21 protein-coding genes are annotated in these 22069 nt (G+C 72.0%); 11 read left to right on the forward strand and 10 right to left on the reverse strand.

The features are described 5' to 3' along the window. Positions 1–158 precede the first annotated feature (158 nt). Positions 159–575 carry a MarR family winged helix-turn-helix transcriptional regulator gene (locus ACLIN4_RS13035; protein ID WP_179342611.1) on the reverse strand — a complete coding sequence of 139 codons (417 nt, stop codon included), beginning with the start codon at positions 573–575 and terminating at the stop codon, positions 159–161. A gap of 147 nt (positions 576–722) precedes the next feature. Here ACLIN4_RS13035 and ACLIN4_RS13040 point away from each other — a divergent pair, with 147 nt between their 5' ends. The 10 genes from ACLIN4_RS13040 to ACLIN4_RS13085 all read left to right on the forward strand — a co-directional run bounded on the left by ACLIN4_RS13040 (position 723) and on the right by ACLIN4_RS13085 (position 10776). Beyond that, positions 723–2171: an MFS transporter gene (locus tag ACLIN4_RS13040; RefSeq protein ID WP_289903084.1), complete on the forward strand. Its 1449-nt coding sequence runs from the start codon at positions 723–725 to the stop codon at positions 2169–2171. Between the two features lie 419 nt (positions 2172–2590). Beyond that, positions 2591–2905 carry a hypothetical protein gene (locus ACLIN4_RS13045; RefSeq protein WP_107479147.1) on the forward strand — a complete coding sequence of 105 codons (315 nt, stop codon included), beginning with the start codon at positions 2591–2593 and terminating at the stop codon, positions 2903–2905. Between the two features lie 27 nt (positions 2906–2932). Continuing rightward, the gene (locus ACLIN4_RS13050) at positions 2933–4144 is read left to right on the forward strand and encodes an acyl-CoA dehydrogenase family protein (RefSeq protein ID WP_107479146.1); all 1212 of its coding nucleotides are present in this window, start codon (positions 2933–2935) and stop codon (positions 4142–4144) included. Further along, a complete protein-coding gene (locus tag ACLIN4_RS13055) occupies positions 4141–5013 on the forward strand; it encodes a hypothetical protein (protein WP_100048976.1) in 873 nt (290 codons plus the stop codon). The genes ACLIN4_RS13050 and ACLIN4_RS13055 overlap by 4 nt, the downstream gene beginning before the upstream one ends. Further along, positions 5010–6047, forward strand: coding sequence for a HesA/MoeB/ThiF family protein (locus ACLIN4_RS13060; RefSeq protein ID WP_411575803.1), 1038 nt, complete (start codon positions 5010–5012; stop codon positions 6045–6047). Before ACLIN4_RS13055 ends, ACLIN4_RS13060 begins: the two co-directional genes overlap by 4 nt. Continuing rightward, positions 6044–7081, forward strand: coding sequence for a TauD/TfdA family dioxygenase (locus ACLIN4_RS13065; protein WP_290012921.1), 1038 nt, complete (start codon positions 6044–6046; stop codon positions 7079–7081). Before ACLIN4_RS13060 ends, ACLIN4_RS13065 begins: the two co-directional genes overlap by 4 nt. 122 nt (positions 7082–7203) lie before the next feature. After that, positions 7204–7458 (forward strand): phosphopantetheine-binding protein, encoded by a 255-nt coding sequence (locus ACLIN4_RS13070; protein ID WP_100048979.1) that lies wholly within the window; start codon positions 7204–7206, stop codon positions 7456–7458. After that, positions 7455–8669, forward strand: coding sequence for a beta-ketoacyl-[acyl-carrier-protein] synthase family protein (locus ACLIN4_RS13075; RefSeq protein ID WP_290012920.1), 1215 nt, complete (start codon positions 7455–7457; stop codon positions 8667–8669). The genes ACLIN4_RS13070 and ACLIN4_RS13075 overlap by 4 nt, the downstream gene beginning before the upstream one ends. A 20-nt stretch (positions 8670–8689) precedes the next feature. Next, positions 8690–9640 carry a beta-ketoacyl-ACP synthase III gene (locus ACLIN4_RS13080; protein ID WP_289903988.1) on the forward strand — a complete coding sequence of 317 codons (951 nt, stop codon included), beginning with the start codon at positions 8690–8692 and terminating at the stop codon, positions 9638–9640. A gap of 356 nt (positions 9641–9996) precedes the next feature. Continuing rightward, positions 9997–10776, forward strand: coding sequence for an HAD-IIA family hydrolase (locus tag ACLIN4_RS13085; protein WP_107480183.1), 780 nt, complete (start codon positions 9997–9999; stop codon positions 10774–10776). Between the two features lie 47 nt (positions 10777–10823). On the opposite strand, the gene ACLIN4_RS13090 is transcribed toward ACLIN4_RS13085, so the two are convergent. The 8 genes from ACLIN4_RS13090 to ACLIN4_RS13125 form a co-directional block, all read right to left on the reverse strand. Beyond that, complete coding sequence (locus ACLIN4_RS13090; protein WP_107480184.1) at positions 10824–11876, reverse strand: 2-aminoethylphosphonate ABC transporter substrate-binding protein; 1053 nt, start codon at positions 11874–11876, stop codon at positions 10824–10826. 39 nt (positions 11877–11915) lie between these two features. After that, positions 11916–12713, reverse strand: coding sequence for an ABC transporter permease (locus tag ACLIN4_RS13095; protein ID WP_289903081.1), 798 nt, complete (start codon positions 12711–12713; stop codon positions 11916–11918). Beyond that, the gene (locus ACLIN4_RS13100; RefSeq protein ID WP_382096342.1) at positions 12700–13569 is read right to left on the reverse strand and encodes a 2-aminoethylphosphonate ABC transporter permease subunit; all 870 of its coding nucleotides are present in this window, start codon (positions 13567–13569) and stop codon (positions 12700–12702) included. Before ACLIN4_RS13100 ends, ACLIN4_RS13095 begins: the two co-directional genes overlap by 14 nt. Continuing rightward, a complete protein-coding gene (locus ACLIN4_RS13105) occupies positions 13562–14665 on the reverse strand; it encodes an ABC transporter ATP-binding protein (RefSeq protein ID WP_381912338.1) in 1104 nt (367 codons plus the stop codon). The genes ACLIN4_RS13100 and ACLIN4_RS13105 overlap by 8 nt, the downstream gene beginning before the upstream one ends. Further along, on the reverse strand, positions 14665–15369 hold the full coding sequence (locus tag ACLIN4_RS13110) for an HAD family hydrolase (protein WP_107480187.1): 705 nt from the start codon (positions 15367–15369) through the stop codon (positions 14665–14667). The genes ACLIN4_RS13105 and ACLIN4_RS13110 overlap by 1 nt, the downstream gene beginning before the upstream one ends. A gap of 5 nt (positions 15370–15374) precedes the next feature. Further along, a complete protein-coding gene (locus ACLIN4_RS13115) occupies positions 15375–16499 on the reverse strand; it encodes a TIGR03364 family FAD-dependent oxidoreductase (protein WP_411575804.1) in 1125 nt (374 codons plus the stop codon). A gap of 132 nt (positions 16500–16631) precedes the next feature. Then, a complete protein-coding gene (locus ACLIN4_RS13120; protein WP_289903077.1) occupies positions 16632–17387 on the reverse strand; it encodes a GntR family transcriptional regulator in 756 nt (251 codons plus the stop codon). A 224-nt stretch (positions 17388–17611) separates the two neighbouring features. Beyond that, on the reverse strand, positions 17612–18508 hold the full coding sequence (locus ACLIN4_RS13125; RefSeq protein WP_411575805.1) for a hypothetical protein: 897 nt from the start codon (positions 18506–18508) through the stop codon (positions 17612–17614). Between the two features lie 319 nt (positions 18509–18827). Between ACLIN4_RS13125 and ACLIN4_RS13130 the strand changes: the two genes are divergently transcribed. Then, positions 18828–20306 (forward strand): PQQ-dependent sugar dehydrogenase, encoded by a 1479-nt coding sequence (locus ACLIN4_RS13130; RefSeq protein WP_257101981.1) that lies wholly within the window; start codon positions 18828–18830, stop codon positions 20304–20306. A gap of 129 nt (positions 20307–20435) precedes the next feature. On the opposite strand, the gene ACLIN4_RS13135 is transcribed toward ACLIN4_RS13130, so the two are convergent. Then, positions 20436–21746, reverse strand: a complete 1311-nt coding sequence (locus ACLIN4_RS13135) for an ROK family transcriptional regulator (RefSeq protein ID WP_381912411.1) — start codon at positions 21744–21746, stop codon at positions 20436–20438. Between the last annotated feature and the right edge of the window lie 323 nt (positions 21747–22069).

Raw genomic sequence — 22069 nt, forward strand, 5'->3', positions numbered from 1 at the left:
TCCTGTGACCAGCAGGAGGGAGGACCTCATGCCCTGCGCGTACCGGCTCCTTCCGGCCGGACATCCACCCCTCTGGTCAGCCTCCACCGTCGGCCAGCCTAGCCGTCTGACGTGAACCTGATCGATCACCCCATGCCGGCGGGATGCACACCCGCCGTCTACTGCGGCTCGGGAGCGGGCACACCCATCGCGCTGCGCACGTCGGCGCTCTCGCCGGCCACCGCGCGCAGGACGTCGCCCATCGTGCCGACAGCCTGGGCGAACGCCTGCTCGCCGGCCGGGGTGAGCCTCACCTCGAAGCCCCGACGGTCAGTGAGGGAAGGCTTACGCTCCGCATACCCGGCGTCGACCATCTGCGCCAGGAGGCGCGAGACCTGCGGCTGACTGCGGGCCGCTCGCACACTGAGCTCCCCCACCCGGGCCCATCCGGGGTCCTGGGACATCACGTCCATGATCTCGTAGGCGCTGACGCAGAGGCCGTAGCGCTCGGACAGCTCGCGTTCGGCGACCTGAGAGATCTGCGCGCAGGCACGGAGCATGGTCAGCCAGCGATCAGTCAGAGCGGTATCAGTCACGCCACCAAGCCTATGGCGGCCCGGGCCGCTTGTCGATCCATGCACATGTATGTAGGGTGCGATCGATTCATACGAATGAATAAGGCTTCGGGTGCTCGGGCGACACATCCAGGCGCTCACGCGGACATACCAGACGAAGGAGGCACAGTGTCCGAGGACATGCTGACGTCCGAGAGGCAATCGACGGAACCGGCCACGACCCAGGCACCGTGGACCACGCTGGCCGTGGTCGGCGTCGCCCAGTTGATGGTCATGCTGGACTCGACGGTGGTGAACGTCGCGCTGCCGTCGATCAGCACGCAGCTCCCCGCAGGCCAGGAGGCCCTGCAGTGGACCATCAGCGCCTACGTCCTCCTGTTCGGCAGTCTGCTGCTCTTCGGTGGCCGGGTCTCCGACGTCTTCGGCCGGCGGCGCACCTTCCTCGGCGGGCTGTCCCTCTTCGGCGCCGCGTCGGTCCTGTGCGGCATCGCGCCGAACGAGCAGGTCCTCGTCGCCGGCCGCGCTGCTCAGGGTGTGGGGGCCGCGCTGCTCTCCGCGGCGGCCCTGTCCATCATCCTGGCCGTCTACCAGGACGAGGCGCAGCGCAAGATCGCACTGACCGCGTGGAGCGGCCTCGGCGTGATCGGGGCGACCATCGGCGTCGTGCTCGGCGGCCTGATCGTCACAGCGATCAGCTGGCGCTGGGCCTTCCTCATCAACATCCCGGTGTGCATCGCCGCGTTCGCGGGTGCTCTGCGCAGCATGCCCGCGCTCAACGCCGGCATCGGACGCAAGCTGCGTCTGCCCTCCGCTCTCGTGTCCACCGCGGGCCTCGCGAGCCTGTCCTACGGCCTGATCCGCCTGCACGAGGGCTTCGGCGACACGGCCGCTTGGGTCAGCATCGCCGTCGCCGCCGCCCTGCTCGCCGTGGTCACCTTCATGGAACTCGGCCAGGACGACCCGCTGCTGCCGCTGCATCTGCTGCGCAAGCCCACCTACTGGCTCTCCAGCATCGGACTGCTCCTGGTCGCGTCCGTGATGATCAGCAGCACCTACCTGGGCAGCATGTACTTCCAGCGCGTCCACGACATGAGCGCCTTCGCCACCGGCCTCGCGCTGCTCCCCATGGGCCTGGCCGCACTGGTCGTGGCCCTGGCCGCCCCTTCGGTCGCCAACGTCCTCGGACTCGGCGGGATGTACGTCACCGGCACCGCGCTCCAACTCGCGGGCGCGGGGGTGCTGGCCGTCGGCACCGACAGCGTCACACTGACCATCGTCGCGCTGGCCGTCATCGGTGCGGGCCTGCCCGCCTGCTTCGTCCCGCTCTTCGGCATCGGCACCTCACACGTCAAGGTGGAGGAGTCCGGCGTCGGCTCCGGCCTCTTGAACACCTTCAACGAGACCGGGGCCGCCCTCGGCATCGCCGTGATCGGAACCGTCCTCGCCACCTCCGTCGACAGCCGCCGCGCAGCCGGAGACACCGTCGCCGCGGCCACCGGCGAGGGGGTCGCGAGCGGCTTCCTCGCCCTGGCCATCTGCTCCGCCGTCGCCATCGTGCTCGCCCTCGTTCTGCGGAGCCTGACGCGCACCCCTGGTGCGGCCGCCGCCGCGTCCTGACTCGTTTCCCAATCCGGACCGGCCGGAAAATCGCGTCACCATAATTAGTTTCAGATTCACCGAATGGGCTCGCAGCATACTTCGCTGCGAGCCCGTTTTTCGTTGCCGGCACCTCCGTATCGCCGCCCTCGCGGGGCGGCCCGGAGGCGTCCCGGGGAGCGGGCGGGGGATATCCGTATGCCACCGAAAGGACAGTCGATTACCGTCCATTGATCACCCGCTTCCTCGGTCGAGGAAGGGTATATGACTTCATGGACAGGGGCTGATGCGGTCGATAGATTCACACGTGTTCGATCGCCGGGAACAAGAAAGACGGCGCCGCCAGAACAGGCCGGCCTCCGCGTGAATTCCCGCACTTTTTACCTACGGGACGGCGATCGGTCACCTCGGCCCTCTCTTACTGAGCGAAGGAAAAACGCATGCCGATATCGGCTGAAGAGGTCTCGCGCTCGCTGTCCGCGGCTGCGAAGGATTCCCCGGCCTGGCAGGCCGCGGGCGCGACCGTCCGCTTCGTCGTGTCCGACCCGGAGGTCGAGCTCACGCTGGACCCGCAGGGAGCCGTGACGGACGCGGCGCCCACCCATGTCGTCCGGATCCGTTACCGCGACCTCCAGGACCTCGCCGCCGGCCGCCGCACGTTCCTGCGGACCGTCACCAGCCGGCGGATCTCGTCGCACGGTCCGGTCATGCAGACGTTCGGCTTCGGGCAGGCCCTGACGACATTCGCCCTGTAACGCCGAGCACCGAGAAAGGCAGTCACCATGACGTACATCCACAACCCCGCGGACCATCCCCTGCTGGACAGCTTCGAGGCCGCGCATCTGCGCGACGTGGTCGCCTTCGCCCGGGACGAGGTCGCCCCCGGTGCCTCCGCACGCGACGGTGTCGAGAAGGGGCAGCTCGACTGGGAGACCGTCGCCAAGGGGCACGCTCTCGGTCTGCTGCGGATGCCCATCCCCCGCGAGCAGGGCGGTCTCGGACTCAGCCAGCTCGGCATCGCGCTCACCATGGAGGAACTGGCCGCGGCCGATCCCGGCATGGCGCTGGTCTTCGGGGCCACCGGACTGTTCCAGACCCCCCTGCTGATCTGCGGAGACCCGAAGCTGCAGGAGAAGTACCTGTCGGCGTTCGTCGGACCCGATCCGGTTCTCGGCTGCAACGCTGTCGCCGAGGAGAAGAACGGCACCGACCTGGTGCTTCCGCAACAGGCCCCGTTCGCCCAGGACATGACGACCGCACGGCGCTCCGGCAGCGGATACCTCCTGACCGGGACGAAGCGGTACATCACCAATGCCCCCGTGGCGACGTACGCGACGATCATGGCCAACGTGGAAGGCGCGCCCGGCTCCTCCGGGCTGACCTGCTTCGTCACCGACCTCGAGCAGGACGGCGTCACTCGCGGGGAGATCCACGACAAGGTGGGCTACCGTACCGCGCCGGCCGGTGAACTGATCCTCGACGGTGCCCTGGTGCCGGAAGAGAACGTCATAGGCGACGAACACGGCGGCTGGGACCTCAACGTGGCCATCGGCAACCTCACCCGCGTGACCTGTGCGGCCATCTCCACCGGTATCGCACGGCACAGCCTGCAGCGCGCCATCGCCTGGGCGGGGACGCGCAGGCAGGGAGGACGGCTGCTCCACGAGCACCAGATGTCCGCGCGCAAGCTGGCCGACATGGCTGCCCGGGTGTCCGCCTCCAGGGCCCTCTACCTCGATGCCGTGCTGAAGGCCGACACCGTCATCCCCACCCCCGCGTACGAGCCGGCCGTCGCCAAGATGGTCGCCGACCGCGCGGCGATCGACAACGCCGATGCGGCGATGAGCCTGATCGGCGCCGCGGCCTATCAGCGGGAGGACGGTATGGACCGTGTGCTCCGCGACGCCTACGGACCGAGGATCTACGAAGGCAGCCCGGAGGCGCTCGCGCTGGTCGTCACCGACGAGCTGTTCGGTGTGCCGGAGGTCCGATGACCGCCGTCACCACGGAGTCCTACCGCGAGCGCATGCTCCGGGACGCCGCGAACATCGCGCTCCCCGACCTGGACACGGTCCTGTCCGGCGAGCCGGTCTACCGCTCCGTCAGCCCCGAAGGACTGCTGACGGTCACGGCACGGGGCGCGCAACTGCCCGCACCGTACCTGGACGACATCTACCGGTTCCGGCTGGTGCAGTACCTCCAGCGAGGCTGGGCCGACGAAGAGCTGGCGGCAGCACGCGGGCTCACCGGTGAACCGTACGACGAGCACGCGCTGCGCGACTTCCACACGGTGGTTGTCGAGCAGGAGACCGGCCGGCTGCGCGGGTACAACACCCTCGCGGGCTCGCGCGGGCCACGGGGCGCCCGTCTCGGCGACGAGGCACACGTGCCCTTCGTCGTCGAGCGGGACTACGACCTCCGCCTCGCCGACCACCTGGGCGAAGGCACCCCGGCCGCCCACGTCTGGGAAGGGAAGCGGTTGGTCCGCGACTACGCCATGAGCCGCTCCCAGGCCGCCGTCTCCGTTCCCTGGTGGGCGTACCGCGGCTGGGCGGAAGCCTGCCTGCGCGTGCTGGGGGAGGACGGCGCGGCGATCGTCGGCGACGGCAAGCCGAACGCCACCATCCGCCAGCTGTCCCTGCTCGGGTTCACCACCCGCATGCTCGACGTGCCCCTGCGGCCTGCCGACCCGGCGGACCTCTTCGCACCGATGTGGGACCAGTTCCAGCGCTCGTACCCCTTCGTCCTCACGGACGGGGAGGCGCTGCGCCCCGCTCTCGACAGGCTCGACGCGATGCTCGTCTCGGGCGGGACCGGCTCGTTCACCGCCAGGCTGAAGACGTTCGCGGAGGCCACGAAATGACCCGGACCATGGACGTGCCCGACGTGGGCACCCCGGCGGAGGCCCGCGAGCTCGACGCCGAGAGCTACTACGACTCCCTCACCCAGCGCAACCGAGGGCTGATCCCCGACTCCCTCCAGGAGATGATCCGCGACACCCAGCTGCTCATCGCCGGCTGCGGGTCGATCGGCGGTGCCACCGTGCAGCCGCTGGGACGCATGGGGTACCGCAACTTCGTGCTCGCCGATGTCGGCACCTACGAGCTGAACAACCTGAACCGGCAGCACGCCACCATCGACGACCTGGGCCGGAACAAGGCCGAGGTCGGCGCCGACACACTGCGTGCGATCAACCCTCACGTCCGGGCCGACGTGGTGCCCGAGGGCATCACATCGGCGAACGCACGAGAGCTGGTCCGGCAGGCGGAGGTCATCGTCGACGGTGTCGACGTGACGACGCGGGCCGGCCTGACCGCCAAGATCGCCCTGCACCAGGAGGCCTGCCGGCAGCGCAAACCTCTGGTCACCGGCTGGGACCTGGCGGGAATGCTGGCCGCGCAGTGCTTCGACTACCGCGTGGTGCGCCGGATCTTCGACGGTGAGCTGCTGGCCGAGGACGTCGAGCGCCTCGGTACCTGGGAAGTGGTCTTCCGGATCGCTCCGCGCGCCCAGATCCCGGGCGAGATGTACCGCGAGCTGCGCCGCGGCCTGGGCCGCCCCGACTACAGCGTCCCCCAGCTCACGGAGGCCGCGACTCAGTTCGGGTCGCTCGCGGTCCACATGGTGAATCAGCTGGTGGCAGGCAGGGACGTACCCCGCACGGTGGCCGTCGATGTCCACCGCGTCGCGATGCCGCCCGCCCGGCGTGCCGTGGACCACCGTCGCGATGCCGCCCGCCCGGCGTGCCGTGGACCACCTCTCCCGGCACTGGGAGCGGGCCCGCTTCCTGACCTATCTGCCCCGCAAGGAGGCATGGCACGGATTCGCCCCGGCGGCCGCTTACCGGATGGCCCGGCGGCTTTCGGGCACGGCATAGACGAGGAAGACTTCGAATGAGGAAAGAATTCGCGTACGTCGACGCACGTACTGACGGATTGGTGCTGAGCGAGACGGAAGCCGGAATCCTGGAGGCCACGGCTCTCAAGATCGCCGCGGATCACGCTGGGTGCTCCCTGCACAGCACCGACCTTCTGCATTCCGTGGAACTGGCGTCCGCCGCGCTGCCGGGCGAGGTCAGACGCGCTCTCATCGCCTTCCGGGATCAGGGCAACACCGGCGGAGCCCTGCTGCTGCGGGGACTGCCGATCGGGACGCTGCCCGCCACGCCGGACAGGCCCGAAGCCGAGCCGCACTGGGCCGACGTTCCCGTGGCAACGCTGAGCCAGCTCATGGTGATGTCGGTGCTCGGCCGGTCCATCTCCTACAGCGACGAGAAGAACGGCAACCTCGTGCAGGACGTGAGTCCCAAGCGCGGCGCCGAACGCCGCCAGGAGAACGGCGGATCCATCCTGCTCGAACTCCACACGGAGGACGGCTTCCACCCGGCCGCGCCGCACTTCCTGAGCCTGATCTGCCTGCGGGGAGACCGGGACGGGAAAGCGGCCACCGTCACCGGGGGCATCGGGGACGCGCTGCCGGCCCTGGACGCCGAGACCGTCGCGGCGCTGCGACGTCCCGAATTCCGGACGCGCTTCAGTACCTCGTTCGTCCGCGACTCGGGACGCGAGGTGATGACCCCTCCGATGCCGGTGCTCTCGGGCCCGGAATCCAACCCTGACCTCCGGGTCGACTTCCACGGGACGGTCGGCACCACTCCCGCGGCGCAGGCTGCGCTCGCGCGGCTCGAGGACGCCATCCTCGGCTCCCTCAAGGGCCTCGTCCTCGAACCCGGCGAACTCATCATCCTCGACAACCGCCGGACGGTACACGGGCGTACGGACTTCGCGCCCCGCTACGACGGTCAGGATCGCTGGCTGCGCCGTTCCTTCGCCCTCGCCGACCTGCGGCCGGTGTGGAGCGAACTCGGCCGGGGACGCAGTCACAACCCGGTCACCGCGGAACAGCACGCCGAACTCATCGCCGCGAGCTGAGCCCTCCCCCGCGCGGCAACGCGCCCGGCGGTCACCGGACCGCCCTGACCGACCGCTCACTGCCTGTCGCGCCCTGCGCGCACACCCACCTCTCGCAACGCCCCCCTGACGAAGGAATCATCATGAGCGAAGACCTGCGTGCCGTCCTGACCCGGATCCTCGTCGAGGACCTGGAGGCCGACAACAGCACCCTGACCGAAGCGTCGACCATTGCCTCCATGGACCTCGACTCCCTCGCGATCGCGGAGCTCGTCATCCGGATCAAGGAGGAGACCGGTGCGGACCTCGGCAGCGAAGAGGCCAGCATCGGAGACCTCACCGTTCCCGCCCTCGCCGGGATGGTGGCCGCGGCCCTGGGCAGCGAGCAGCCCGCATGACTGCCCCCGCCATCGCCGTCACCGGCACCGGCATGATCACCCCGCTCGGCAGCGACACGGCCGCCACCTGGGAGGCGATCCGTCACGGGACATCCCGTGACGGACTGGCACCGACCCCCGGGATCTCCCGGGGCGTCCGGTGCCGTACGGTGCCCGCTTTCGGAACCGAGGTGCTGGCCGGCCGGGGCACGGCCCACCTGGACCCGTTCATCCGGTTCGCCCTCGTCGCGGTCGACCAGGCCATCGCGGAAGCCGGGCTGGATCCGAAGACGTGGGACAGCAAGCGTGTCGGCGTCGTCGTCGGTTGCAGCTTCGGCGGCGCCGCCACACTGGGAACCGCGCACGGCCGCCTGGCGGATCGGGGACCCGAAGCCGTGTCCCCGTACGTACACCCGCGTTCGCTGATCAACATGGCGGCCGGCACGATCGCCATCCGGCATCGGATCACGGGCCCCAGCCACACCCTTGCCGCAGCATGCGCCTCGGGTGCGGCCGCAGTCGGCATGGCCCGGGACCTGATCCGTTCGGGCACCTGCGACATCGTGATCGCTTGCGGCACGGACGCCGGCGTGGTGCCCGTGATCGCGGCGGGGTTCGACGCGATGGGAGCACTGTCCGACGACACCGGCGACGGCGCCTCCCGCCCCTTCGCCGCGGACCGCTCCGGATTCGTGCTCTCCGAAGGCGCGGCGGCCGTCGTGCTGGAACGCCAGGAGGCGGCACAGGCCCGGGGCGCTCGTTCCCTGGGCAGGATCCTCGGGTACGCCTTCACCACCGACGCACACCACCCGGTTGCTCCCCACCCGGACGGGGCGGGGGCCGAAGCCGCGGTACGGGCGGCCCTGGACGACGCCGGACTCACCACGGCCGACGTGGAGCACGTCAATGCCCACGGCACCTCGACGCCGTACAACGACCGGAGCGAGGGCCGGTTGATCGGTCGCCTGTTCCCGCACCGGCCCACCGTCACGGCCAACAAGGGCCTGCTGGGCCACAGTCTCGGTGCGGCCGGGGCGATCGAAGCGGTGCTGACCCTGCGCACCCTGGCCTCGGGCATCGTCCCGCCGACGGCCAACACACCCGAAGTGGACCCTGAGCTCAAGGACATCGATCTCGTACTGGGTGAGGAACGGATGCAACGGCCGACCGTGGCCATCAGCAACTCCTTCGGATTCGGCGGGGCCAATTGCGTACTGGTGATGGGTTCGTGACCGGCACCCCGGCATCCGCGATGCTCGTCGGTCTGGGCGTCTGCCTGCCGCAGCGCAGTGTGACCAATGACGAACTGGCCCAGCGCCTGGACACCTCACACGAATGGATCCACAGCCGCACCGGGATCGAGCGCCGCCACATCGCGGACGCCGGGACCGGGACCGTCGATCTGGCCGCAGCCGCCGGCAAGGCCGCCCTGAAGTCGGCCGGACGGTCCTCCTGCGACCTGGTGATCGTTGCGACCACCACCCCCGACCGGACGTGCCCGGCGACGGCGCCGGAGGTGGCCTCGGCCATGGGACTCCCGAGTGCCGCCGGGTTCGACCTGTCCGCGGTCTGCTCCGGATTCGTGTACGGGCTGTCCGTCGGCGCCTCGATGATCACCTCGGGCGCTTTCCGAAGCGTCATGGTGATCGGAGCGGAGAGGTATTCGGCGATCGTCGACCCCGACGACCGCACCACGGCGGTGATATTCGGGGACGGCGCCGGGGCGGTCCTGCTCGAGCACGGCGAAGGTACCGGGCCGGGTGCCGTGCTGAGTACCGAGCTCGGCAGTGACGGCACCGGCAGGGATCTGATCACGGTGCAGCCGGGTGAGCGGTATCTGAGCATGCGGGGCCGTGACGTCTACACACGGGCAGTGCCGACGATGGCTGACTCGGCCCGACGGGTCGCGCATGCCGTCGGCTGGGAGACCGAGGACATCGACGCCTTCGTCGGCCACCAGGCCAACCTCCGGATCCTGAAGTCGGTGGCCAAGCGGCTCGGCCTGCCGGACGAGCGCGTGATCTCGAACATCGGCGAGGTCGGCAACACCGCGGCTGCCTCCATTCCCCTGGCCCTGGCCTGGGCCGCGGACCGGAATCGGCTGGGGCCGGGCGACCGGGTCGTCCTCACCGCCTTCGGAGGTGGCCTCACCTGGGGGTCGGCCGCCCTTCACTGGCCGGACATCCGCCCGGTCCACGGCTGAACCTCCGCACCCGCCCGTCCCGCCCGCGCGTGCCCCGCGCGGGCGGGACGGACACAGCCCACGGGAAGGGATTCCCCGTCATGACGCCACCCACCGAGCCTTCAGTCACCGAGCACCCCCTCGTCCGGTACCGGACCCTCCTGAAGTCGGGAGCCGCGGTCTCGGACACCGCCGGCTACTGGATTCCGTGGCCCACGGTCTGGGTGACTGTCGAGGATCCGCAGAGGCCGGCAGAGCCCGAACACTGAGGAACCGGCGGGCAGCTCACGGCACGGACCGCTGCGGGGGCGCTCCGGTAGCATGATCCGTGCCGTAGAGCCACTCGTCAGCCTCGTGGACGCCGGGAGCAGCACTTCATGACAGAGCGCAAGCCCATCGAATCGTGGCTCACCGACATGGACGGGGTCCTCATTCACGAGGGCGTCCCGATCCCGGGTGCCGGTGCCTTCATCAAGAAGCTGCGCGAATCCGGCAAGCCCTTCCTGGTGCTGACCAACAACTCGATATACACCGCCCGTGACCTGCAGGCCCGTCTCGCGGGAATGGGCCTGCACCTTCCGGTCGAGAACATCTGGACCTCGGCCCTCGCCACCGCGAAGTTCCTGGCCGACCAGAGCCCGAACGGGACCGCGTACGTCATCGGCGAGGCGGGTCTGACCACCGCGCTGCACGACGTGGGTTTCGTCCTGACCGACTCCTCGCCGGACTTCGTGATTCTCGGGGAGACGAGGCAGTACTCCTTCGAGGCCATGACCAAGGCCGTCCGGCTGATCAACGGCGGAGCCCGGTTCATCTGCACCAACCCCGATGAGACGGGGCCGTCGGCCGAGGGGCCGCTGCCCGCGACCGGATCGGTCGCGGCGCTGATCACCAAGGCGACGGGCAAGGACCCGTACTTCGTGGGCAAGCCCAATCCGCTGATGATGCGCCACGGCCTGAACACCATCGGCGCCCACTCCGAGACCAGCGCCATGATCGGTGACCGGATGGACACCGACGTCCTCGCCGGTCTGGAGGCCGGCATGGAGACGTATCTGGTCAGGACGGGTCTGACGAGTGACGCGGATATCGCGAAGTACCCGTTCCGGCCGACCGCCGTCTTCGACTCGATCGCGGACCTCGTCGATCTCGTCTGACGCGCTCCCGAGCGGATCCTGGGCCCGGTTCCCGCCCGGATCCCGGCTCAGCTCCCGGTGGCCTCCTTCCAGGCGTCGATGTAGGAGGTGAGGTTCTTCTCGATGTCGTCCCAGTCGGGCTCGAAGACCTCCACGCCGTCCATCAGCTCGGTGAGGGCGATGGCGTCGGCGTCGGTGGCCTTGACGTCCTGGCGGGCCGCGAAGCCGCCGCCGATCTCGCTGACCTGGCGCTGCGCCTTCTGGCTCAGCATGTAGTCGAGGAGCTTCCTGCCGTTCTCGGTGTGCGGGGCGTCGGTGACCAGGCCGGCCGCGTAGGGCAGGGCGAAGGTGGTGGGCTTGCCGCCCTCGCGGGCCGGGAACCAGATGCCGAGGTTCGGCATGGACTTCGACTGGGCGTAGTTCATCTGGACGTCGCCGTTGGCGACGAGCAGTTCGCCCTTGTCGACCTTGGGGGCGAGCTTGCCGGTGGAGGCGGACGGCCCGACGTTGTTGGCCTGGAGCTTCTTCAGGTACTCCATGGCGGGCTTCTCGCCGCCGAAGTCGTGCATGGCCTTGACGATGACGGCGGTGCCGTCGCCGGCGACGCCGGGGGTGGAGTACTGGAGCTTGTTCCTGTACTTGTCGTCGAGCAGGTCCTCCCAGGTGGCGGGGGCCTGCTTCAGCTCCTTCTTGTTGTGGACGAAGCCGAAGTAGTTGTTGACGACGGCGGTCCAGGTGCCGTTCGCGGCCTTGTCGGCGCCGCTGACCCGGTCCGCGCCCTCGGGGGCGTATTTCTGGAGGAGGCCCTTGGTGTCGGCCTGCTGGATGAAGGGCGGGAGGGTGACGAGCACGTCGGCCTGCGGGTTGCGCTTCTCGCGGACGGTGCGCTGCACCATCTCGCCGGAGCCGCCTTCGACGTACTCGACCTTGATGCCGGTCTCCTTCTCGAAGTCCTCGAAGACCCGGTCGTACCAGCCGTCGCCGTTCTCGCCCTTGAGGCCGTCGGCGCTGTAGACGGTGACGACGTTCTCGTCGGAGGCGGCGGAGGTGCCGGAGCAGGCGGTGAGCGGGATCGCGAGGGCGGCGAGGGCGGCGAGCGGCTTGAGGGCGTTTTTGGGCATGGCGAGGTGAACTCCTTGCGTGTCGGGGCGAGGGGCGGTTCAGCGGTACGAGGCTCGGGTGCGGATCCGGGAGACGGCGAGCAGCACCAGCAGGGTGGCCGCCATGAGGACGACGGCGATCGCGGAGCCGGTGAACAGGGCGCCCCGGTCGGTGGAGGCGTAGATCAGGACCGGCAGCGGGGTCCAGTCCGGCGGGTAGAGCATCATCGTGGCGCTCAGCTCGCCCATGGACAGGGCGAAGCAGAGTCCGGCGGCGGCGGTCAGGGACGGCAGCAGCAGCGGCAGCCTGACCCGCCACAGCACGTACGCCGGGGAGGCGCCGAGGGAGGCGGCGGCCTGTTCGTAGGCCGGGTCGAGGCGGGTGATCGCCGCGGACACCGACTGGTAGGCGAAGGCGGTGACCAGGACGGAGTGGGCGATGATCACGATCCAGCGGGTGCCGTTGAGCAGCATCGGCGGCTGGGAGAAGGCGACCAGGGTCGCGAGGCCGACGACGACGGAGGGCACGGCGACGGGCAGCACGAACAGGGCGTCCAGCACCTTGCGGTGCCGCTTCTTCAGCGCCGCCGCGGCGAGCGCGGCCCAGGTGCCGGTGGCGAGGGCGAGCAGGCTGGCGGTGACGGCGGTGACCAGGCTGGTGGTGAGCGCCTGGAGTGCCTCGCCGCGGGTGGCCGCCTCGTAGTGGGCGGTGGTGAAGCCGGAGGGCAGGACGCTGGACCAGTTGGTGGCGAAGGAGGCGCCGAGGACGACGAGGAGCGGGAGGGCGAACAGGGGGACGAAGAGGAGGAAGAAGACCGCCCACACGGCCCACTTCGCCCCGCGGTTATGCACCAGCACGGCGGCTCACCACCCGGTAGAGGCCGTAGAGGCCCACGGAGATCAGGACGTTGACGACGGCGACGACGCAGGCGCCCGGGTAGTCGGACTCCAGGATCGCCTTGCCGTAGACGAGCGTCGGCAGGGTCGTGACGCCCTTGGCGCCGGTGAAGAGCACGATGCCGAACTCGTTCAGGCACAGGACCAGGACCAGGCTGCCGCCGGCCGCGAGGGCGGGCAGCGCCTCCGGCAGGATGATCCGCCGGACGATGCGCGACGCACGGGCGCCGAGCGAACTGGCTGCCTCCAGCTGGGCGGTGTCCAGCTGCGAGAAGGCGGCGAGCAGCGGGCGCATCACGAACGGCGTGAAGTACGTGATCTCCGCGAGCAGCACCCCCCAGGGCGTGGTCAGGAACTGGAACGGCCCCTCGGCGGCCCCGGTCACGTCGGTCCACGCCCCGTTGGCCATGCCGACCGTGCCGTAGACGAAGAGCAGGGCGAGCGTGATCAGGAAGGACGGGAAGGACAGGAAGACGTCGATGAACCGGGACACCGCCTTCGCCCCCGGGAACGGCACGAAGGCGATGACCAGCGCCAGCAGGAACCCGAGCACCAGGCACCCGACGGTGGCGGCCACCGCCAGCCACACCGTGGTCCACAGCGCCTCGCGGAAGGCGTACGAGGCGAAGACGTCGGCGTACGGCTTCAGGGAGGTGCCGCCGGTGTCGGGCTGGAAGGACTGCTGGACGACGAGGGCGAGGGGGTAGAGGAAGACGAGGGCGAGGAGGGCGACCGGGGGCAGGGCCCAGACCCAGGCCGGTGCCTTGGCACGGACCCGCCCGGTCCCGGCCGGGGTGCTGATCGTCGCGCTAGCCATGTCCGCCCACCCCGGCCGTGAGCAGGACCGCGTCCTCGGGGGCGAAGTGCAGGGTGACCTCGTCGCCGTGGGCGGGCGGGTTCCGCAGTTCGCGCAGGTCGGCCATGACGCGGTGGCCGTCCACGTCGACGTAGAGGCGGTGCGTGGCGCCCCGCCACTGGATCTCCCCCACCGTGCCGGTGAGCCGGTTGGGGCCGTCGCCCTCGCCGAGCCCGACGAGGTGCGGCCTTACGCACAGGGTGGCCGTCGCACCCGGCGCGGCGCTCCCCGTGTCGACCTTGATCTCCGCGTCGGCGAAGGCCACTCCCCCGGCTCCCACCGTCACCGGCAGGAGGTTCGCGTTGCCCACGAAGGACGCCGTGAACGCGTCGGCCGGCGCCCGGTACAGCTCCCGGGGGGTGCCGCAGGACTGGAGGCGGGCCTTGTCCATCACCGCGATCCGGTCGGCGAGGGTGAGGGCCTCCACCTGGTCGTGGGTGACGTACAGGATCGACACGTCGGGCAGCTCGCGGTGCAGGCGGGCCAGTTCGGCGAGCATGCCGGAGCGCAGCTGGGCGTCGAGGGCGGACAGCGGTTCGTCCAGGAGCAGGACGTCCGGGCGGATGGCGAGGGCGCGGGCGATGGCGACGCGCTGCTGCTGGCCGCCGGACAGCTCACGGGGGTAGCGGCGGGCGTAGGCGCCCATGCCGGTCATCTCCAGGGCCTCGGAGACGCGGGTGCGGATCTCGTCCTTGGCGACCTTGCGGGCCTTCAGGCCGAAGGCGACGTTGTCCTCCACCCGCATGTGCGGGAACAGGGCGTACTGCTGGACCACCATGCCGATGCCGCGCCGGTGCGGGGGCAGGTCGGTGACGTCGCGGTCGCCGAGGAACACCCGCCCGGAGGCGGGCCGTACGAACCCGGCGACCGCCCGCAGCGCGGTGGTCTTGCCGGATCCGGACGGCCCGAGCAGCGCCATGACCTCGCCGGGTTCGACGGTGAGGTCCAGGGCGTCGAGGACGACGTTGCCGTCGTAGGCGACGGTGACCTTGTCGAAGCGGATGCCGCTGGTGGCAGCGGTGTTGGCGGTTGCGGCGGTGGCGGCGGTGGCGGCCATCAGCCGGCTCCCCGCAGGAGGGCGGGCAGGTCGGCGACGGAGTCGAGGACGTGGCCGGCGCCCGCCTCGCGGAAGGCGTCGTCGCCGTGGGCCCCGGTGCGCACCCCGGCGACCAGGCCGGCGCCCGCCCGTACGCCGCTTAGCACGTCGTACGAGGTGTCGCCGACGACGGCGACCTGGCGTACGCCGTCGGCGGCCTTGGTGCGCAGGAAGGCCTCCAGCACCATGTCCGGGTACGGCCGTCCGCGCCCGCCCGCGTCGGCGGGGCACAGGGTGAGCGGCACCAGATCCTGCCAGCCGAGGGCGCTGAGAATGGCGTCCTGGGTGACGCGGGCGAAGCCGGTGGTGAGGACGACGGTGCGACCGTCGGCGGCCAGCTCCTCGACGGCCTCGCGGGCGCCGGGGACCGGGGCGATCAGGCCTCCGTCGACGAGTTCGCCGTACGCCTTCTCGAAGGCGGCGTTGGCCTGCCGGGCGCGGTCCTCGTCGCCGAACAGGTGCCGGAAGACGGAGATCTTGGACTCGCCCATGGTGGCGCGGACGTAGGCGAGCTTGTCGGCGTGGTCGTCGGTGCCGGGTTCGACGCCCAGTTCGCGGGCGGCGGCGATGAAGGCGCGCTCGACGAGGCCGCCGTCGGCGACCGTGGTGCCGGCCATGTCGAGGACGACGAGGCGGATGTCCTCGGTGGTGTCTGCGTGGGTCATGTGTGTCACCAGCCCAGTTCGTTCGCGGTGGTCTCGGCTATGGCGGGCGAGCAGGTCATGCCGCGCCCGCCGGGCCCGGTGACCAGCCAGACCCCCTCGCGCACCCGCTGCCGGTGCACGACCCGGCTCTTGTCGGTGCACTGCGCGTACACCCCGGCCCAGCGGCGCCGGATCTTCGGCAGCGGGCGGCCGAGGAGGGACTCGACGACGCCGGTGAGGTGGTCGTAGGGGTCCTCGAGGGTGTCGAAGGCGAAGGGGTGCTCGTACTCGTGGGTGTCGCCGATGGTCAGGCCGCCGTCGGCGCGCTGGACCATCAGCAGCTGCATCCTGTGCTCCGCGGCCGTGGCGGGCTGCGGCTGCCGCGCGTTCAGCTCGTCCAGGGCGGGCGAGGTGTACGCGGGGTAGTAGCGGAAGCTGTCGGCGTCGGCGACCGAGGTGGTCAGCAGTTCGCCGAGGGGGTCGGTCTGCATCATCTGGAGGCGGACCCGGCGCACGGGCAGGTCGGGTCCGGCCAGCTCGCGCACGAGGCCGCCGAGCCAGGCGCCGGTGCACAGCACGACGGCGTCGCCGGTGTGCACCTCGCCGTGGTCGTCGCGGACGGCCCTCTCGCCGACGACCTCGCGGACCTCGCGGCCGGGCACGAAGGTGTAGCCCGGGGACCTCAGCAGCTCGGCGCGCAGGGCGAGCTGGGCGGTGCGCGGTTCCACGGCGGCGTCGCGCTCGCAGTACAGGGCCGCGTCGAAGTCGCCGCGCAGGGCGGGGTTGACGGCGCGGGCCTCGCCCGGGGTGAGCAGCTCGTAGCCGCGGGCGGCGGCGTCCGGGCGGGCCACGGCCGCCTCGGCGACGGCACGCTCCAGGTAGCCGCGCACGGGGGTCAGGGAGCCGTTCGGGCGGAAGCCGAGCGCCGGGACGCGGGCGCCGATCTCCTCCCACAGCTCCCGGGCCCGCAGCGCGGTCTCCAGCTCCTCTCCACCCGCGCGGCCACTGACCCAGATCTGGCCGAAATTGCGCAGTGAGGCGCCGCGGGCCTCGGTCTCGCGCTCGATCTGTACGACCTCGTGGCCGCGGTTCACTGCGTGCCAGGCGTGCATGGTTCCCACCACGCCGGCTCCGACGACTATCACTCTCACGACCGCCACGCTCCTTGCCATCGGGGAACCGAAGGAATCCGGCTGACAACGAGAGCGTGAACTGGCCATCACGTTTGGGCTAGACCCGTTATGTTTTCGTTATAGTGGGGGGCGACCGGGGAAGGGCGCTTTTCAGCCGCTCAGGTGGGTGGTGAAGGAGAAGCGGTCGCCTCGGTAGAGCGTGCGCACGCGCTCCAGCGGGCGGCCGTCCGTGTCGCGGGAGACGCGGTGGATGAGCAGCATCGGGAGGGCCGGCGGGGTGCCGATGAGCAGGGCCTCGCGCGGGGTGGCGAGCACGGTCTCGATGCGTTCGTCGGCGTCGCCGAAGGAGATGCCCTGCCCGGCGAGGAAGGCGTAGAAGGAGGAGTCCGGGTCGAAGGCGGCGTCCAGGTCGGGGACGCGGGCCACGGCGACGTAGGTGCTCTCCAGGCCGACCCGCTCGTCGTCGGCGAGCAGCACCCGCTCCAGGTGCCAGACCGGCTCCCCGCGCGTGAGCCCGGTCTCGGCGGCGAGCGCGTCCGGGCAGGGGAAGCGGTCGAGGGTGACGAGCGCGCGGCCGGGGGTACGGCCCTGGCGCCGGACGCCCTCGGTGTAGCTGGCCAGGGACAGCGGCTGCTCCAGCTTGGGGCCCGCGACGACGGTGCCGCGGCCCTGCCGGCGCAGCTTGCCCTCGAGGACGAGTTCGCGCAGGGCCTGCCGCACGGTCTCGCGGGCGACCTCGTACCGCTCGGAGAGGTCCCGTTCGGTGGGGATGGCGCTGCCCTCCCCCAGCTCGCCGACCAGACGGTCGATCCGCGCCTTGACGGCGTAGTACTTCGGCACGCGTCCGTGCTCCGGGATCCCGGAGCGGACGGGGGCGCCCGGGGCCTGGTCGTTCGGGTAGTCCACGGAGGGATGTTCGCAGACGGAGGTGGCGGGGGCGGCGGGCGGTCGCGGGTGGCGGGGGGGCGGGGGCGGCGGGCGGTCGCGGGTGGCGGGGGGGGGGCGGGGGCGGCGGGCGGTCGCGGGTGGCGGGGAGGCGGGCGGTCGCGGGTGGCGGGGAGGCGGGCGGTCGCGGGTGGCGGGGAGGGCGGGGCGGCGGGCGGTCGCGGGTGGCCCGGGGCGGGCGAAGGTCAGCGGCGTCTGCGGGCCAGCAGTACGGCCGCTCCGCCGACGGTGACGAGCAGTGTGGCGGCCCCCAGGGCCGCGTCCGTCCGGCCCGGTCCCGTGCCGGCCAGTTCGTCGGGGGAGGGCGGGGCGGTGGCCCGGTCGTGCGGGGTGGGGGCGTCGGTGGGGGCGGGTGCGGTGGGGTCGGTGGGGGCGGTGTCCTGCCCGGCGGAGGACTCGCCGCTCGGGTCCGCGGAGGACTCGCCGCTCGGGTCCGCGGACGGCGCGTCGGTCGAGTCGGCGTTGCGGATGCGGAAGCGGTAGTCGTTCGACTGGCCGATCCACTCGCCGTCGCCCCCGCGGCGCTGGACGACGGCGGCGTTGGCGGTGACCTCGTTGGCCTCGGCGTCCGAGGTGAGCGCGAGCCGCACCTTGACGGTGAGGGTCTTGCCGGGGCCGACGGTGAAGCCGGGGAAGTCGTCGACCGCGTCTTCGCCGGCGCTCTCGCCGGCGCCTTCGCCGAACGCGCCGATCAGCTCGTCCCGGTCGGTGGCCTCCAGCTCCACGGGGTGCGGCCGGTCTCCGTCGTAGAACTCCAGGAGGGGCTGCGACGGTTCCAGCGCGCGCTTCTCGTCGACGAGGACGACGACCGGGTGGATGCCCTCGCAGCTGCGGGACGTGGTGTTGGTGAGGTCCAGGTACCAGGTGCCGTAGCCGCCGCCGGCCTCGTAGGCGGCGGGACCGCCGTGGAGGCGGGTGGTGAGGGGGAAGGTGTGGTCGTCGGGGGCCGTGCAGGCGGGCAGCGGCGCGCCGGGGTCCGCGTGCGCGGGGACGGCCGCCGCGGGGACGGCCGCCGCGGAGGCGGCGGCGAGGAGGGCGGCTGCCGCCGTCAGGCGGGGGGACGCGGGCGTGAACAGTCGCATGAACACATGAGCGTGCCGGTGGATCGCGGCTTCGGGCACCGCCATTCGGGCCACGACGCCCGGACGGCGGACGGACACCCCCCGATCGGCGGGCGGCGACCGGCGGACCGAGCGGGCACTTTCGCGCCGGACGGCGCGAAAGTGGCGCGTTCGCGCGTTGCCGCTCCCCTCGACGGGCCCCAGCCTGAAGGGGCGGGAGCGCTCCCACACGACTGAAGGGACTGGAATGGACACTACGGAAACCCGTGATTGTCATATACATGGCCATGCGAGAAGAGGGCGCCGTCCGGCACGCCTCCTGAGCGCCCTCCTCCTGCTCGTGCCGGCTCTCCTGCTGGCCACCCTCGCTCCCTCGGCCGCCTCTCCCGCCTCGGCCGCGGAGCCGGCCCCCGTCCCCCTGCCGTCGCTCGGGGCGACCACCACCCAGGTCGCCTCCGGCCTGCGCCGCCCCACCGCCCTCGTCGCCCCGGACGACGGCACGGACCGGCTGTTCATCACCGAGAAGCCGGGCCGGGTCCGCGTCTACCACCCCGACACCGGCCTGGCCCCGGCCCCGCTGCTCGACATCACCGCGTCCGTGGACGAGTCGGGCAACGAGCGCGGCCTCCTCGGCATCGCCGTCCCGCCCGACTTCGCCGACAGCCGGGCCCTGTACCTGGCGTACACGGCGCTGCCCGACGGCGCCGTCACCCTCGCCCGCTACCGGCTCGACGAGTCCCGTCTGGAGCCGCTGCTCTCCCAGCCGCACGCCGAGTACAGCAACCACAACGGCGGCCAGCTCGCGTTCGGCCCCGACGGCAACCTGTACTGGAGCATCGGCGACGGCGGCGGCTCCGGGGACCCCTTCCGGTCCGGGCAGCGGCTGGACACCCTCCTCGGCAAGATCCTGCGCATCGACGTGAGCCGCGCCTGCGCCCCGCTCGCCTACTGCGTCCCCGGTGACAACCCCTTCGTCGACACCCCCGGCGCCCGCGCGGAAATCTGGCTGTACGGCCTGCGCAACCCGTGGCGCTTCTCCTTCGACGGCGCCGACGGGTCGATGTGGATCGGCGACGTCGGCCAGGGCCGCTGGGAGGAGATCGACCACCTCCCCGCCGGACAGGGCGGACTGAACCTCGGCTGGTCCTGCTACGAGGGGCTGGAGAGGTTCGAGGGCGGCGACTGCGCGTCCGGCGGGCAGTACACCGAGCCGGTCTTCACCTACTCCCCGTACACCGGCGGCTGCTCGGTCATCGGGGGCCACGTCTACCGGGGCCGCGAGTACGCCGACCTGGTCGGCGGGGTCTACATCGCCACCGACTACTGCTCGTCCACCGTCTGGGCGCTGCGCCCCGACGGCAGGGGCGGCTACGAGCAGGCCGAGATCGGGGAGATGCCCACCCAGGTGACGTCGGTCGGCACAACCGTCGACGGGGAGTTCTACGTGGTCAACGACCTGCCGGGCGGCCTGCACCGGGTGTCGTTCACGCGGGAGGAGCCGGTCTGCCGGGTGGACCGGGCGGTGACCGCCTGGGGCACCGGCTCGACAGTCGACCTCACGGTCACCAACACGGGCGACACTCCGGTGAGCGGATGGACGCTCGCGTTCCCGCTGCCCCTCGGACAGACCGTCGTGTCCGACTGGAACACGGAGCTGACCCAGGGAAGCAACACGATCTCGGCGGCCAACGCCCCGCACAACGCGACGATCGCGCCGGGCGCGAGCGTCACGCTGGGCTATCTCACCGAGCACACCGGTGACGCGTCACCGCCACCGCGGTTCACGCTGAACGGGGACGCGTGCGCGGTGGGCCGCTGAGCGACGCCGGGGGTGCCGCGGGGGCGGCACCGGGGGCGGGACGGCATCGGCGGCGCCGGCACCGGGGGCACCGGGGGCGGTGGCGGACCCGGGACGCCCGTCGGTGCCGGGCGCGCGGGGGCCGCCCCCTCACGCGTCCCCTCGGCCGAACAGCGGCGCGAGCAGCAGCTGGGCCGCGCCCTCCGCCACCCCACGCGTCCCGCCCGGCGCGAGCCGCACCGGTACGGCGCCGTCCTGACCGCCCTCGCGCCGGGCGCGGGCGTCGAGGACGGCGCCGACCCCGTGGACGAACGCCTCGGGGGCGGCGGCGACGGTACGGCCGCCGAGCAGGACCAGATCGATGTCCAGCAGCCCGGCGAGGTTCGCGGCGCCCGCGCCCAGCACCCTGGCCGCCTCGGCGAGGTCACCACGGGCGACGGCACCGAGGCACAGGGCCTCTATGCAGCCGCGGGCGCCGCAGGTGCAGGGCGGCCCGTCCAGCTGGATGACCTGGTGCCCGAATTCGCCGGCGCCGGTCCGGGCGCCCCGGTGCACGCCCCCGCCGATCACGAGGCCGGCACCCAGTCCCGTACCGAGGTGCAGGTAGGCGAAGGAGCCGCCCTCACCGCCGACGGCGAGGCCGAGCGCCGCCGCGTTGGTGTCCTTGTCGACGACGACCGGCACGCCGAGCCGCCGCGCCAGGGCGTCCCGCAACGGGAACCCGTCCCACTCCGGGAAACCGGTGACCCGGTGCAGCACGCCCCGGACGTGGTCGAGCGGCCCCGGGAGGGCGACACCGAGACCGAGGAAGCCGGGGACGGCGGCGAACGCGCGGTCCGGCGGTGGCGGGGGACCGTCCGGGCCGTGCGGGGTGTCGTCCGGCGACTGCGGGGCGCCGCCCGACCGGCCCGCGGTGCCGCCCGGCGACGGCGAGGCCCCCTCCGACGGGACCGGGGCGCCGCCCGTACGGCCCGGTACGCCGCCCGTCGGTCCCGGTGCGTCACCCGGCGCTCCCACGGCGCCCTCAGACGGTCGCAAGGTGTCCGCGACCAACTCCCGGGCCGCCCGCGCCACTCCCTCCACCACGGCCTCCGCGCCCGCCCCCAGATCCAGCGCGGCACGCCGCTCACCCACCACGGCACCGTCGAGGTCGACCAGCACCGCCCGCAGCTCGTCCCGGTCCAGGTGCACGCCGAGCGCGTGGCCCGCCTCCGGGACCAGGCGCAGTACCGTGCGCGGCTTGCCTCCCGTCGACGCCCGGCGTCCGGCCTCGGCGGCGAGGCCGTCCTCCCGGAGCCGGGCGGTGATCTTGCTGACCGCCTGCGGGGTGAGCCCGGTCCGCTCGGCGAGCTCCAGCCGGCTGATCCCCCCGGCACCGGCGGTGCGCAGCAGGTCGAGCACCAACGCGGTGTTGTGGCTGCGCAGGGCGAGCAGGTTGGCGCCGCCCGCCGCACCCCGCATACCGCCGCCCGCCGCGGGGACCGCGCCCGCACCCGAACCGGACCGCACACCCGGTCCGGACCACACACCCGGTCCGGACCACACACCCGGTCCGGACCCCGCGCCCGATCCGGACCCCGCGCCCGGACCGGTTCCCGCGGCCGAACCGGACCCCGCGACCGAACCGCCGGAACGCACCCCCGCCGCCTCCCCCACGCCCTCGACCGGCAAGCCCGACCCCGCACCGGCACCCGCACCCGCACCCAGGCCCGACCCTCGCCCCGTGCCCGCGGCCCCCGTCCCCGTACCTCCGCCGTTCGTCCTGTTCACGCCCCCATTGTCCC

The organism is Streptomyces mutabilis (genome assembly GCF_046628145.1).
GTDB lineage: Bacteria > Actinomycetota > Actinomycetes > Streptomycetales > Streptomycetaceae > Streptomyces > Streptomyces mutabilis.